This window comes from Leclercia sp. GHBNCSD, from assembly GCF_055805075.1.
In genome coordinates, this window is record NZ_JBQVYO010000001.1 from 1,026,906 (window position 1) to 1,039,935 (window position 13,030).

Consider the following 13,030-nt stretch of genomic DNA (forward strand, 5'->3'; position numbering starts at 1 on the left):
GTTATCCTTCCTGCTCAATGCGGGTTAACACCTCGCGCAACACCGGTCCGTATTCATATTTGCCGGGGCAAACGTAGGTGCAGAGCGCCAGATCTTCTTCATCCAGCTCCAGACAGCCCAGCGCCTGAGCACCGTCAGTATCACCCGCCAGCAGATCGCGCAGCAGCACGGTCGGCAGGATGTCGAGCGGCATCACCCGTTCGTAGTTGCCGATAGGCACCATCGCCCGCTCGCCGCCGTTGGTATCGGTGGAGAAGTTGAACAGCTTGTTGCGCAGGAAATGGCCCAGCGTCGTACGGGTGATAGAGAACTTCTCTTTGCCCGGCATCACCCAGCCAAAGAGCTCTTTCTCACGCCCTTCCTTCACCACGCTGACCTGCAAATGGAAGCGCCCGAGGTACGCCTGCACCCCGACGGCATGTCTGCCGCTCAGTACAGAACCCGAAATATGACGGTTTTCACCTTCCAGGGTTTCGTCCACCAGCAGCTCGTTGATGTCTGCGCCAAGGCAGGTGCGTACCAGGCGCGGATGGCGCATCTGCGGGCCGCCCAGGGCGATAACCCGCTCGGTGCAAAGCTGGCCGGTAGTGAACAGCTTGCCGATAGCGATAACGTCCTGATAGTTCAGATGCCAGACCTGTTTGGTCAGGCTCACCGCCTCCAGGAAATGGATGTGCGTACCCACAAGCCCTGCCGGATGCGGCCCGGCGAAGGTATTAAAGGTGACTTGCCCCTGCGGGTGTCCGCCCAGTTTGCCGCCGCTTGCCTGGCAGACATGCACTTTGCCCTCCGTCAGACGCGTGAGCAGGGTTAGCCCGGCATCAAATGCCTGACGCTGCGCCAGAATGAGCGGCTGCGGGTCGGCGCAGAGCGGGTTGGTGTCCATGGCGGTGACAAAAATGGCTGCCGGGACGGTGCCGGGCACCGGGGTTTTGCTGAAGGGGCGGGTACGAAATGCCGTCCACAGTCCCGACTCCAGCAGTTGGGATTGCACAGCCTCACGGGTAAGGGTGGCGAGCGCCGTCGCATCGTGACGGGTAAACTCGCGCTCACCCTCACCTTCGATGCGGATCACCACCGACTGTAGTACCCGGCGTTCGCCACGATGAATAGCGACTACCGTCCCGCTGGCGGGTGCGGTAAAGAAGACCCCAGGATTTTTTTTATCCTCGAATAGCGGCTGCCCCTTGATGACGCTGTCGCCTTCCTGTACCAGCATCGTGGGGCGCATGCCCACGTAATCGTCCCCCAGAAGCGCAACATGGCGAGGCATCGGACAGGGCGAAATCTGCTGATCGGGAATGCCAGAAATCGGCAAATCAAGTCCTTTTCTGATTCTAATCATAGTGTTAGTTGTTATCCATGAAAAATCGTTCCGGCCAGATAGCCGGACGAGTCAGAAGTCGTTTCACAGGAGAAGAAAGGCGGTGAACGCTCACTCATGTTACATGCAGGATCGTGGCTGACCCTGAGAAAAGCATCCTTTCTTCACCTTCGGTCGTAAGACGCGGGGAGTGTACCATTTCTGCCAATCAGGCGGCAGCGATAACGCAGCGGCGGGTGCTAAAATGCGACCGATTACGCAAAGTTCTCAATGCCAGCACGGCCAATCCAGGTTATAAGGAGAACTATTTTGTAAACCGACGCGCTGACGCTTGCGAAAAAATGCAGTGGTGCTAATGTGAGCGCTCCTAATGCAGATTAATCTGATTTCGGGTCTCTTTTGCCGTCCTGGCAAGTTGGTTAGGTTTTATCAAGGAACATGTAGTATGCGTAAAATCGCATTGTTCATTGCGATGCTTCTTATTCCGTGCGTTTCGTTTGCCGGGCTGCTCAGCAGCAACAGCTCAACAACGCCGATTAGCAAAGAATACAAACAGCAGTTGATGGGCTCTCCGGTCTATATCCAGATCTATAAGGAAGAGCGCACGTTAGACCTGTTCGTGAAGATGGGTGAGACGTATCAGCTGCTCGACAGCTATAAAATCTGCAACTACTCCGGTGGCCTTGGCCCGAAACAGCGTCAGGGCGATTTCAAAAGCCCGGAGGGGTTCTACAGCGTTCAGCGTAACCAGCTAAAACCTGACAGTCGCTTCTATAAAGCGATCAACATTGGTTTCCCCAATGCCTTTGACCGTGCGCACGGCTATGACGGTAAATATCTGATGATTCATGGTGCCTGTGTGTCAGTGGGTTGCTACGCCATGACCGACAGCGGTATTGATGAGATCTTCCAGTTTGTAACTGGCGCGTTGGTCTTTGGCCAGTCTGCGGTGCAGGTCAGCATCTATCCGTTCCGCATGACCGATGCCAATATGCAGCGTCACAAGAGCTCATACTACGCCGATTTCTGGAAACAGCTGAAGCCGGGTTATGACTACTTCCAGCAGACGCACAAGCCGCCGACCGTTTCGGTGGTGGATGGACGTTATGTGGTCAGCAAGCCGCTGAGCCACGAAGTCGTCCAGCCACAGCTGGCGTCAAACTACGCGCTCCCCCAGACAAAATAAGATCCACTCGCCTGGCATGATTCTTTGCCAGGCTTCATTGCCCGTCAGCGGCTGAGTGGCGATCACCGTGACCACATCGTTGGGTGTGGTTTCGGTCTGAAAATCGATTTCCACATCCTGATCCAGCAGTTTTGCCACGCCGAACGGCGCCCGCCGGGTGATCCAGAACAGGTTCGTCGAGCAGAACGCCATCACATACCGCCCGTCCGACAGCAGCATATTAAAGACCCCTTTCTCCCGCAGCTCCGTCGCCAGCGAGGCCACGTATTTAAAGACCGCGGTCATGTTGCCCGGCGTGCGCGGATAGCGCTCGGTCAGCTTATGCAGCAGCCAGCAAAAGGCCTTTTCGCTGTCGGTTTCACCAACCGGGCGAAAATTACCGGTCTCCAGCGACTTATAGCCCGTAAGTTGCCCGTTATGGGCGTAAGTCCAGTTACGGCCCCACAGCTCACGGGTAAACGGATGGGTATTTTCCAGCGCCACTTCACCGCGGTTGGCCTGGCGAATATGCGCCACCACCGAGCAGGATTTAATCGGATAGTCCTGCACCAGTTTGGCAATGGGGGAGTTGAAGCTGGGTTGTGGGTCCTTGAACGTGCGACAGCCTTTTCCTTCATAGAAGGTGATACCCCAGCCGTCTTTATGCGGCCCGGTTCCTCCACCGCGCTGCACCAGCCCGGTGAAACTAAAGCAGATATCGGTTGGCACATTGGCGCTCATCCCGAGCAGTTCGCACATATCTCACCTCCACAACAGCGGGGGGCACTCACCCCCCAGCGAAGTCTTACTTAACCATCTCTTTTTCAATCAGCTGGATCAGGATGTGGATCACTTTGATATGAATTTCCTGAATACGGTCAGCGTAACCGAAGTGAGGCACACGAATTTCGATATCTGCGGTGCCTGCCATTTTGCCGCCATCTTTGCCAGTAAGGGTGATAACTTTCATCCCCTTCTCACGAGCCGCTTCAATGGCTTTGATGACGTTGCCGGAGTTGCCGGAGGTGGAGATCCCCAGCAGGACATCCCCTTCACGCCCTACCGCTTCAACATAGCGGGAGAAGACATAATCGTAACCAAAGTCGTTGCTCACGCAGGAGATGTGGCTGACGTCAGAGATCGCGATCGCCGGGTAGCCCGGACGGTTTTCACGATAACGCCCCGTCAGCTCTTCGGCAAAGTGCATGGCATCACAATGTGAACCACCATTGCCGCAGGAGAGCACTTTACCGCCCGCTTTAAAGCTGTCGGCCAGCAGGACCGCCGCGCGCTGAATAGCGTGGATATTGGCTTCATCTTTCAGAAAGTTGGCCAGCGTTTCCGCCGCTTCGTTCAGTTCGTTACGAATAAGATCCTGGTACATGAGGATAATCCTTCAGTATTGATGAAATAACAGAGCAAGTTTACCGGATAGCGGTAAAAGCGAGAAGCTAAAGCCATGGGAATCGTCGGGCGTTTTGCGTTTTTGTGCCGGGTAAAACCTGAACAATGTGAACCAGGTTGTAATTATTTTGTGAATGCATTGCTAAAAGAAATAACATCCACTACAACCATATCATCACAAGTGGTCAGACCTCCTACAAGACAGGGAGCAATTCTTTATGATGATTTTAAGTATTCTGTTAACCGTTGTTCTGCTCGGGGTGTTGTTCTATCACCGGGTCAGCTTAATGCTGAGCAGTCTTATCTTACTGGCCTGGACCGCTGCCCTTGGCGTGACCGGCATCTGGAACATCTGGGTGCTGGTTCCGCTGGCAATTATCCTGGTGCCGTTCAACGTGCGCTCGATGCGTAAATCCCTGATTTCTGCCCCGGTCTTCCGTGGTTTCCGTAAGGTGATGCCGCCGATGTCGCGTACCGAAAAAGAGGCGATCGACGCGGGCACCACCTGGTGGGAAGGCGAGCTGTTCCAGGGCAACCCTGACTGGAAAAAGCTGCATAACTATCCGCAGCCGCGCCTGACTGCTGAAGAGCAGGCGTTTATTGACGGTCCGGTTGAAGAAGCCTGCCGGATGGCGAACGACTTCCAGATCACCCATGAGATGGCCGATCTGCCGCCGGAGCTGTGGGCATTTTTAAAAGAGCATCGCTTCTTCGCGATGATCATCAAGAAAGAGTACGGCGGGCTGGAGTTCTCTGCGTATGCCCAGGCTCGGGTGCTGCAAAAACTGTCCGGCGTCTCCGGGATCCTGGCGATCACCGTCGGTGTACCTAACTCATTAGGCCCAGGCGAACTGCTGCAACATTACGGTACTGAAGAGCAAAAAAATCACTACCTGCCGCGCCTGGCCCGTGGTCTGGAAATCCCTTGCTTCGCACTCACCAGCCCGGAAGCGGGTTCCGATGCGGGCGCTATCCCCGATACGGGTGTGGTCTGCATGGGCGATTGGCAGGGTGAGCAAGTTCTGGGTATGCGTCTGACCTGGAACAAACGCTACATTACGCTGGCACCTATCGCCACCGTGCTCGGTCTGGCCTTTAAACTCTCCGACCCGGACAAGCTGTTAGGCGGCGAAGAGGATCTGGGTATCACCTGCGCGCTGATCCCGACCACCACACCTGGCGTGGAGATTGGTCGTCGCCACTTCCCGCTGAACGTACCGTTCCAGAACGGTCCGACCCGCGGTCAGGATATCTTTGTGCCGATCGATTACATCATCGGCGGCCCGAAAATGGCCGGTCAGGGCTGGCGTATGCTGGTTGAGTGTCTGTCTGTTGGCCGTGGTATTACCCTGCCGTCGAACTCAACCGGCGGTCTGAAATCGGTGGCAATGGGGATTGGCGCTTACGCCCACATCCGCCGTCAGTTCAAAATCTCTATCGGTAAGATGGAAGGGATTGAGGAGCCGCTGGCCCGTATCGCAGGTAACGCCTATGTGATGGATGCCGCCGCTTCCTTAATTACCTATGGCATCATGCTGGGTGAAAAACCGGCCGTGCTGTCCGCCATCGTGAAGTACCACTGTACCCACCGTGCCCAGCAGTCGATCATTGATGCGATGGATATTGCCGGCGGTAAAGGCATTATGCTGGGTGAAGGTAACTTCCTGGCACGTGGCTATCAGGGCGCACCGATTGCCATCACCGTTGAAGGGGCGAATATTCTGACCCGCAGCATGATGATCTTCGGTCAGGGGGCAATCCGCTGCCATCCATACGTGCTGGAAGAGATGGCCGCCGCGCAGAACAACGACGTGGATGCCTTCGATAAACTGCTGTTTAAACACATCGGCCATGTCGGTAGCAATAAAATGCGCAGCCTGTGGCTGGGCCTGACCCGCGGCCTGACCAGCGCCACGCCAACCGGCGACGCGACCCGTCGTTACTACCAGCACCTGAACCGTCTGAGTGCCAACCTTGCGCTGCTCTCTGACGTGTCAATGGCGGTGCTGGGCGGTAGCCTGAAACGCCGGGAACGCATCTCCGCCCGACTGGGTGATGTGCTGAGCCAGATCTTCCTCGCCTCGGCGGTACTGAAACGCTATGACGATGAAGGCCGTCATGAAGCGGACCTGCCGCTGGTCCACTGGGGCGTGCAGGATGCGCTGTATCAGGCGGAACAAGCCATCGACGATCTGCTGGCCAACTTCCCGAACCGCTTTGTGGCAGGCGCCCTGCGCGTGGTGATCTTCCCGACCGGTCGTCACTATCTGGCCCCGTCCGATAAGCTGGATCATAAAGTGGCGAAGATCCTGCAGGTACCGAGCGCAACCCGCTCCCGTATTGGCCGCGGTCAGTATCTGACCCCAAGCGAGCATAACCCGGTCGGTCTGCTGGAAGAGGCGCTGCTGGATGTGATGGCGGCCGACCCGATTCACCAAAAGATCTGCAAGCAACTGGGTAAAAACCTGCCCTTCACCCGCCTGAACGAGCTGGCTAAAGAGGCGCTGGCGGGCGGCATCATCACCAAAGATGAAGCGGACCTGCTGATTAAAGCCGAAGAGAGCCGTCTGCGCAGTATTAACGTTGATGATTTTGACGCTGAAGAGCTGGCGACACAGCCGGTAAAGCTGAAAGAGATCGTGCGTAAACCTGAAGCTGCGTAAGCCATTTCAGCCCGCCAAAACCCCGCCTCGTGCGGGGTTTTTTATTGCCACCCGTTTCTCTGTTTGTCGTGCTACAGTGTCAAAATGGGGTTATTCGAGGAGTCTTAACTGTGCCTGGTCTGAAGATTACGCTTTTGCAACAACCGCTGGTGTGGATGGATGGTCCGGCCAACCTGCGCCATTTTGATCGTCAGCTGGAAGGGATCGCCGGACGGGATATTATTATCCTGCCCGAGATGTTCACCACTGGCTTCGCCATGGAGGCGGCTAAGCAGTCCCTGCCGCAGGACGAGCTGGTTGCCTGGATGCAGGCCAGAGCGCAACAAACCCAGGCGTTAATCGCTGGCAGCGCAGCGTTGCAGACCGAACGCGGACCGGTGAACCGTTTTCTGCTGGTGGAGCCCGAGGGCAAGGTGCACTTCTACGATAAGCGCCATCTGTTCCGCATGGCGGACGAGCACCAGCACTATGAAGCGGGTAACGAGCGGGTTGTCTTTGAGTGGCGCGGCTGGCGCATTCTGCCGTTGGTCTGTTACGACCTGCGTTTCCCGGTGTGGTCCCGTAACCGCGATGATTACGACCTGGCGATCTACGTGGCCAATTGGCCGGCGCCCCGCTCTCTCCACTGGCAGGCGCTGCTGACGGCACGTGCGATTGAGAACCAGGCCTATATCGCTGGCTGCAACCGGGTCGGTACTGACGGCAACGGGCATCACTACCGGGGCGACAGCCGGGTGATCAACCCGCAGGGTGAGATTATTGCCACCGCTGAGCCGCATCATGCAACCCGGATTGATGCCGAGCTGTCGCTGACCGCGCTGAGGGAGTACCGGGAGAAGTTTCCTGCCTGGCAGGATGCGGATCCGTTTAGTATTGACTGAAGGGTAAAGCCGCACTGTCCCTGTCCCCTCACCTCATCGGCATAAAGGGACAGGAGCGGTGCGGCTCTGCTGTTTGTTACTTCATCTAATGAAAGGCGTCAGTCTTTTTCTTACAGCATGCGTTGCAGGATTTCGCGCTGTCCCTTGAAGGTATATTTGATTACCGCCGCGACATGCCCAAGCAGAATCAGGCCCAGTAAAATGCAGCTAACGCGATGCACTTTAAAGAAGAATTCATTAACTTCAATCGTGTTAATCGGATGAGTAATCGGCAGCAGCCCAAACAGGCTGTAATCTTTGTGCAGCATCAGGAAGCCGCTGGCCAGCACCAACATAATGGTCAGATAAAACAGCTCATGGATAAAAACCACCATCTGCTTTTTCCGCCCCGCCACCGTTGCCGGATAAGGCACTGAAGGACGAAAGAAGCGCCAGACAAAACGCACCAGCATGATTGGCGTTGCAATGGTGCCAAGCGACATATTCAACACAGAAAAAAAGGTAAACCAACGGGTCCCTTCCAGCGCGTGAAGAATGTAGCCCATGCACATGGCGTAGATAATGACGGCTGCAACCACCCAGTGTAAAAGGCGAGAAAAGCGATCGTAACGTGTGGGAATAACGGAAGAAGTTTGCATATCCTTGTCCTCTAAAACGTAATAACCTGGCGTCCTTTGAAGCCATGCGTCCAGAAATCATTCGCCCTGCCCTGCTTTAATCCTGCGCCGGGTTTAACAATGAAATTCTTCTCCGCAAAATAGGATATTGCCCTGCCCCTTAATAGAAGAACGCAGACCATTTTTAACCTCTTCTTTTTTCCCGTTAACCGGTTGGGCGACTGGAGCGTTGTTGAATTTATTATTTATGCAGGCCGGAAAAAGATAAGGAGGAGTCTATCGTTGCGAATACGCTGAATGAGGATAACGGAACCTGGGCATTTTCAGGCTCAACGGCATAAGCCAGACGGAAGATGTTGCTGGGGAAAGTTGCACAAAAACAGAGATCGAAAAAAGGCCCATGTTATTGCTAACATGGGCCTGAATGTGGCGGAACGGACGGGACTCGAACCCGCGACCCCCTGCGTGACAGGCAGGTATTCTAACCGACTGAACTACCGCTCCGCTGTGTTCCCTTGGGAACGAGGCAGATATTACGGTTTACCCTCGATCCCGTCAATGCTTTTTCTCTGCTTTTGAATCGTTTGCTGCAAAAACGATCCAAACGGTTATTTTACCAGCATTTCAGCGGCTTTTAGCCTCGCCAGAGGCAGCTTCCGCCCTTCTTCTGCACCAGATCCAGACGGGATTCATGCGCCATTAACTCTTCATCACTCGCAAGTATAACGCGCAGCGCGCTGGACTTACGAATAATGCGCTGAATTTCGCTCTCGCCGGACTCTTGCTGCGCCTCGTTATCGGCATTAAACGCCAGGGCGGTCTGGCCACCCGTCATGATCAGATAAACATCCGCCAGGATCTGGGCATCGAGCAGTGCCCCGTGTAGCGTTCGTTTGCTGTTATCTATCTCATAGCGCGAGCACAACGCGTCAAGGCTGTTCCGCTTGCCGGGGAACATCTTCCTTGCCATCGCCAGGCTATCAGTGACCTTGCAGAAGGCGTCTGTTTTCGGCAGGCCGCGGTTGAGCTTGCTGAATTCGTAATCCATAAAGCCGATATCGAACGAGGCGTTATGAATGACAAGCTCGGCGCCTTTAATGTAGTCGATGAATTCATCGGCAACGTCGGCAAAGGTAGGTTTATCGAGCAGAAACTCATCTGCAATACCGTGAACGCCAAAGGCTTCCGGGTCCACCAGCCGGTCTGGCTTCAGGTAAACGTGAAAGTTATTGCCGGTAAGACGGCGGTTAACCACCTCTACCGCACCGATCTCGATGATCTTATGCCCTTCATAGTGAGCACCGATCTGGTTCATACCCGTCGTTTCGGTATCGAGAACGATGATCCTGTCGGCGTTATGTGTGTCTGCAATACTCATTCTGTCAGCCTGTTCTTATTAACGATGACATTGTAATCAACCTGACCTGGCGTTCAAAGGCTAATTCACGCGGACTTTATTTTGCCGTGCCGAGGAAGACCATTTATGTCAGACTTACCGTTTTTATTACAGGATGTCTGCCAGGATGCGTAAACAGGTAGAGATTTACACCGATGGCTCGTGCCTCGGCAATCCGGGCCCAGGGGGTTACGGCGCCATTTTGCGGTATCGACAGCACGAAAAAACTTTCAATGAAGGCTTTCGCCTGACCACCAACAACCGCATGGAGTTGATGGCCGCGATTGTGGCTCTTGAGGCACTGAAAGAGCATTGCGATATTGTGCTGAGTACCGACAGCCAGTATGTACGCCAGGGGATCACCCAGTGGATCTACAACTGGAAAAAACGCGGCTGGAAAACCGCGGACAAAAAACCGGTGAAGAATGTCGATCTCTGGCAACGCCTGGATGCGGCGCTCAGCCAGCATAAAATCCAGTGGGAATGGGTGAAAGGCCACGCCGGACATCCCGAAAACGAACGCTGCGACGAACTGGCGCGCGCTGCTGCGCTCAATCCGCAGCATGACGATGTGGGGTATAAACCGGAAGCCTGATCAGGGCTTCCGGTACTGCCGCGTGGCACCTACAGCGGGGCGCAATTGGGTCTTGGCTTTGCCTGATTTCATCGGATTGAGCGTCAGGGGGATGGTTCTCTTGCGCGCCACAATTAGCTGCATACAGCCCAGCGCCGGAAAATGGGTGCTGAGTAACTTCCCGCCCTGCCGCGTCCAGGGTATCACCTGAAAACCGCTCTGGTGCATCACCTCAAAATTGAGCAGCGAGAGCCAGTCCAGCTGGCGCATCAGCGTGAACATGCGGCTGTTATAGGGTGGCGTGCGACGCAGCACCGGCACCAGCTTTCTCAGCCCCATCAGACTCATCGGGTTAAAGCCGCTAATCACCAGCCAGCCATCATCAATCAAAACCCGATCGGCTTCCCGCAGCAGACGGTGCGGGTCATCGCACCAGGGCAGCAAATGTGCCAACAGGCACGCATCAACGGACTTCTCGGCAAAAGGGAGCTGCAGCGGATTGGCCTTCACCTGAACGGGTTCCCCGCCCAGCGAAACATTGACCTGATGCGAGATGGCGCAGCTTTCAGAGTTGATTTCCGCGCTCAGATTGCCAATCTTAAGCAGGTGAAAACCATACATTTTCGCAAACCAGGGCTTAAGCTGTAACTCGAGCGCTTCACGATAGTATTCACCCCAGGGCAACTCCGCCCAGTGTTTCGGTGCGGTAACAATCTGAGGTATCCTTGCCGGTTTCATCAAAACACCCGCCACGCTATGAGAGGTAATGTATGAATCTTAACAGTATTTCTGCTTTTCAGGACAATTACATCTGGGTTTTAAGCAATGATGAGGGTCGTTGCGTGATTGTCGATCCTGGCGAGGCGGAGCCGGTGTTAAACGCCATCGAGCAAAACCAGTGGCAGCCGGAAGCCATTCTGCTCACGCATCATCACCATGACCATGTGGGCGGCGTGGCGGCACTCTGCGCAAAATTTCCGCATCTTGTGGTATACGGTCCTGCTGAGACACAAGATAAGGGGGCTACGCGCGTAGTAAAAGATGGCGAAAAGATCCTCATTCTTACGTTGGAATTTTCTGTAATTGCCACGCCGGGTCACACTTCTGGACATATTTCGTACTTTAGCTTCCCTTATCTTTTCTGTGGGGACACAATGTTCTCTGGTGGCTGCGGACGACTCTTCGAAGGCACTCCAGCCCAGATGTACCAGTCCTTCCAGAAAATTAACGCTCTCCCCGACGATACCCTTATTTGTTGCGCACATGAATACACTTTAGCGAATATGAAGTTTGCGATGCACGTTCTGCCTGAGGATAGTGCGATTCAGGATTATTACCGCAAAGTGAATGAGTTACGTGCAAAAAACCAAAAAACACTGCCCGTAATTCTGAAAAATGAACGTAAAATTAATTTATTTCTTAGAACAAATGACATTGATTTAGTTAATAAAATTAAAGAAGAAACAAATATGTTACAACCTGAGGATTGTTTCGCGTGGTTAAGGGCAAAGAAAGATGACTTCTGACAATTGCATGTTGCCTTTTTAACTATTCGTCGTTATCATCGCTCGTCTTTTAAGCAACTATTGACACACACATGAAGGCAAAAGCGATATTACTCGCCTCTGTCCTGCTTGTGGGTTGCCAGTCGTCACAGAACACTGGCAACGTACAACAGCACGCACAGAGCCTTTCTGCAGCTGGTCAAGGGGAAGCAGGGAAGTTCACAAGTCAATCGCGATGGGCAGACGATGGGACGTCCTTCGCACAGGATCAAGACTTGTGGGTCTCTATTGGTGACGAGCTAAAGATGGGAATTCCGGAAAACAGCCGGATTCGCGAACAGAAACAGAAGTATTTAAGCAATAAGAGCTATCTCCACGATGTAACTTTACGGGCAGAGCCGTATATGTACTGGATAGCAGGGCAAGTTAAGAAACGTAACATGCCCATGGAACTGGTACTACTACCCATAGTGGAGAGCGCTTTTGACCCACACGCAACGTCTGGCGCCAAGGCCGCAGGTCTTTGGCAGATCATACCGAGCACAGGGCGCAATTATGGTTTAAAACAGACCCGCAACTACGATGCGCGTCGTGATGTGGTCGCCTCGACGACTGCCGCTCTCGATATGATGCAACGTCTGAACAAGATGTTCGACGGTGACTGGCTGCTGACTGTCGCTGCGTACAACAGCGGTGAGGGTCGTGTACTGAAGGCAATGAAAGCGAATAAAGCACGGGGTAAACCTACCGACTTTTGGTCGCTTCCACTGCCACGGGAAACCAAATTATACGTACCTAAAATGCTGGCTTTGAGTGAAATCTTCAAAAACAGCAAACAGTACGGCGTGCAGCTGCCAACCTCCGACGAAAGTCGTGCGCTGGCGAAAGTGCGTATCAACAACCCTGTTGAACTGAAACAGGTTGCGGATATGGCAGGTATCTCGGTGACCAAACTGAAAGCCTTCAACGCAGGTGTGAAGGGCTCTACGTTAGGTACCAGCGGACCAAAATACGTTCTGGTGCCGCAGAAACACGCTGAACAGTTACGGGTATCGTTAGCGTCGGGTGAGATTGCAGCGGTTCAGTCTACGCTGATTGCGGATAACACACCGTTAAATAGCCGTAGCTATCGGGTACGTACAGGCGATACGCTTTCAGGCATTGCTTCACGTCTTGGCGTGAGCACGAAAGATCTGCAGCAGTGGAACAAGCTGCGTGGCTCTACCCTGAAAGTGGGTCAGAACCTGACGATTGGCGCGGGTAACAGCGCGCAGCGTCTCGCCAATAATAGCGATAGCATTACCTATCGCGTACAAAAAGGCGATTCGCTTTCCAGTATTGCCAAGCGTCACGGCGTAAACATCAAAGATGTGATGCGCTGGAACAGCGATACGGATAATCTGCAGCCTGGCGACCGGATAACGTTGTTTGTAAAAAACAACGCCACACCGGATTCCTGATTTCAGAGACCTGATGTAAAAAGGCACCGATTCCCCTCGGT

The 13,030-nt window shown here is 54.0% G+C and carries 12 protein-coding genes and 1 tRNA gene; 6 read left to right on the top strand and 7 right to left on the bottom strand.

Annotated elements, in window-relative coordinates; all coding sequences use genetic code 11:
• Position 1: 1 nt before the first annotated feature.
• The gene (locus ACT3IC_RS05140) at positions 2 to 1,345 is read right to left on the bottom strand and encodes a Na(+)-translocating NADH-quinone reductase subunit A (RefSeq protein ID WP_159339673.1); all 1,344 of its coding nucleotides are present in this window, start codon (positions 1,343 to 1,345) and stop codon (positions 2 to 4) included.
• A 424-nt stretch (positions 1,346 to 1,769) separates the two neighbouring features.
• On the opposite strand from ACT3IC_RS05140, the gene dpaA reads away from it, so the two are divergent.
• The gene (dpaA, locus tag ACT3IC_RS05145; RefSeq protein ID WP_103178375.1) at positions 1,770 to 2,510 is read left to right on the top strand and encodes a peptidoglycan meso-diaminopimelic acid protein amidase; all 741 of its coding nucleotides are present in this window, start codon (positions 1,770 to 1,772) and stop codon (positions 2,508 to 2,510) included.
• Here the strand turns inward: dpaA and ACT3IC_RS05150 are convergent.
• On the bottom strand, positions 2,481 to 3,248 hold the full coding sequence (locus tag ACT3IC_RS05150; RefSeq protein ID WP_103178374.1) for a class II glutamine amidotransferase: 768 nt from the start codon (positions 3,246 to 3,248) through the stop codon (positions 2,481 to 2,483). The two genes, dpaA and ACT3IC_RS05150, sit on opposite strands and share 30 nt — an antisense overlap.
• Before the next feature lie 46 nt (positions 3,249 to 3,294).
• Positions 3,295 to 3,873 carry a D-sedoheptulose 7-phosphate isomerase gene (gene lpcA / locus ACT3IC_RS05155; protein WP_103178373.1) on the bottom strand — a complete coding sequence of 193 codons (579 nt, stop codon included), beginning with the start codon at positions 3,871 to 3,873 and terminating at the stop codon, positions 3,295 to 3,297.
• A 238-nt stretch (positions 3,874 to 4,111) separates the two neighbouring features.
• Here lpcA and fadE point away from each other — a divergent pair, with 238 nt between their 5' ends.
• On the top strand, positions 4,112 to 6,556 hold the full coding sequence (gene fadE / locus ACT3IC_RS05160) for an acyl-CoA dehydrogenase FadE (protein ID WP_156653949.1): 2,445 nt from the start codon (positions 4,112 to 4,114) through the stop codon (positions 6,554 to 6,556).
• Between the two features lie 110 nt (positions 6,557 to 6,666).
• The gene (locus tag ACT3IC_RS05165) at positions 6,667 to 7,437 is read left to right on the top strand and encodes an amidohydrolase (protein WP_103178371.1); all 771 of its coding nucleotides are present in this window, start codon (positions 6,667 to 6,669) and stop codon (positions 7,435 to 7,437) included.
• Between the two features lie 110 nt (positions 7,438 to 7,547).
• On the opposite strand, the gene ACT3IC_RS05170 is transcribed toward ACT3IC_RS05165, so the two are convergent.
• The 3 genes from ACT3IC_RS05170 to dnaQ all read right to left on the bottom strand — a co-directional run bounded on the left by ACT3IC_RS05170 (position 7,548) and on the right by dnaQ (position 9,432).
• Entirely contained in the window at positions 7,548 to 8,075 is a 528-nt protein-coding gene (locus ACT3IC_RS05170; protein ID WP_156653948.1) for a cytochrome b, read from the bottom strand.
• Positions 8,076 to 8,481: 406 nt separating this feature from the next.
• Positions 8,482 to 8,558 (bottom strand) — tRNA-Asp (locus ACT3IC_RS05175).
• A 130-nt stretch (positions 8,559 to 8,688) separates the two neighbouring features.
• Entirely contained in the window at positions 8,689 to 9,432 is a 744-nt protein-coding gene (gene dnaQ / locus ACT3IC_RS05180; protein ID WP_156653947.1) for a DNA polymerase III subunit epsilon, read from the bottom strand.
• 145 nt (positions 9,433 to 9,577) lie between these two features.
• Here dnaQ and rnhA point away from each other — a divergent pair, with 145 nt between their 5' ends.
• Positions 9,578 to 10,045, top strand: a complete 468-nt coding sequence (gene rnhA, locus ACT3IC_RS05185; protein WP_473476573.1) for a ribonuclease HI — start codon at positions 9,578 to 9,580, stop codon at positions 10,043 to 10,045.
• On the opposite strand, the gene ACT3IC_RS05190 is transcribed toward rnhA, so the two are convergent.
• Positions 10,046 to 10,762 carry a class I SAM-dependent methyltransferase gene (locus ACT3IC_RS05190; RefSeq protein WP_159339672.1) on the bottom strand — a complete coding sequence of 239 codons (717 nt, stop codon included), beginning with the start codon at positions 10,760 to 10,762 and terminating at the stop codon, positions 10,046 to 10,048.
• Positions 10,763 to 10,794: 32 nt separating this feature from the next.
• Between ACT3IC_RS05190 and gloB the strand changes: the two genes are divergently transcribed.
• Positions 10,795 to 11,550: a hydroxyacylglutathione hydrolase gene (gloB, locus tag ACT3IC_RS05195; protein ID WP_159339671.1), complete on the top strand. Its 756-nt coding sequence runs from the start codon at positions 10,795 to 10,797 to the stop codon at positions 11,548 to 11,550.
• Positions 11,551 to 11,621: 71 nt separating this feature from the next.
• The gene (mltD, locus tag ACT3IC_RS05200) at positions 11,622 to 12,989 is read left to right on the top strand and encodes a murein transglycosylase D (RefSeq protein WP_103178365.1); all 1,368 of its coding nucleotides are present in this window, start codon (positions 11,622 to 11,624) and stop codon (positions 12,987 to 12,989) included.
• Positions 12,990 to 13,030 lie beyond the last annotated feature (41 nt).

Coding starts and splice junctions, on each gene's coding strand:
- ACT3IC_RS05140 (WP_159339673.1), bottom strand. CDS start 1,345: ATGATTAGAATCAGAAAAGGACTTGATTTGCCGATTTCTGGCATTCCC.
- dpaA (WP_103178375.1), top strand. CDS start 1,770: ATGCGTAAAATCGCATTGTTCATTGCGATGCTTCTTATTCCGTGCGTT.
- ACT3IC_RS05150 (WP_103178374.1), bottom strand. CDS start 3,248: ATGTGCGAACTGCTCGGGATGAGCGCCAATGTGCCAACCGATATCTGC.
- lpcA (WP_103178373.1), bottom strand. CDS start 3,873: ATGTACCAGGATCTTATTCGTAACGAACTGAACGAAGCGGCGGAAACG.
- fadE (WP_156653949.1), top strand. CDS start 4,112: ATGATGATTTTAAGTATTCTGTTAACCGTTGTTCTGCTCGGGGTGTTG.
- ACT3IC_RS05170 (WP_156653948.1), bottom strand. CDS start 8,075: ATGCAAACTTCTTCCGTTATTCCCACACGTTACGATCGCTTTTCTCGC.
- dnaQ (WP_156653947.1), bottom strand. CDS start 9,432: ATGAGTATTGCAGACACACATAACGCCGACAGGATCATCGTTCTCGAT.
- rnhA (WP_473476573.1), top strand. CDS start 9,578: ATGCGTAAACAGGTAGAGATTTACACCGATGGCTCGTGCCTCGGCAAT.
- ACT3IC_RS05190 (WP_159339672.1), bottom strand. CDS start 10,762: ATGAAACCGGCAAGGATACCTCAGATTGTTACCGCACCGAAACACTGG.
- gloB (WP_159339671.1), top strand. CDS start 10,795: ATGAATCTTAACAGTATTTCTGCTTTTCAGGACAATTACATCTGGGTT.
- mltD (WP_103178365.1), top strand. CDS start 11,622: ATGAAGGCAAAAGCGATATTACTCGCCTCTGTCCTGCTTGTGGGTTGC.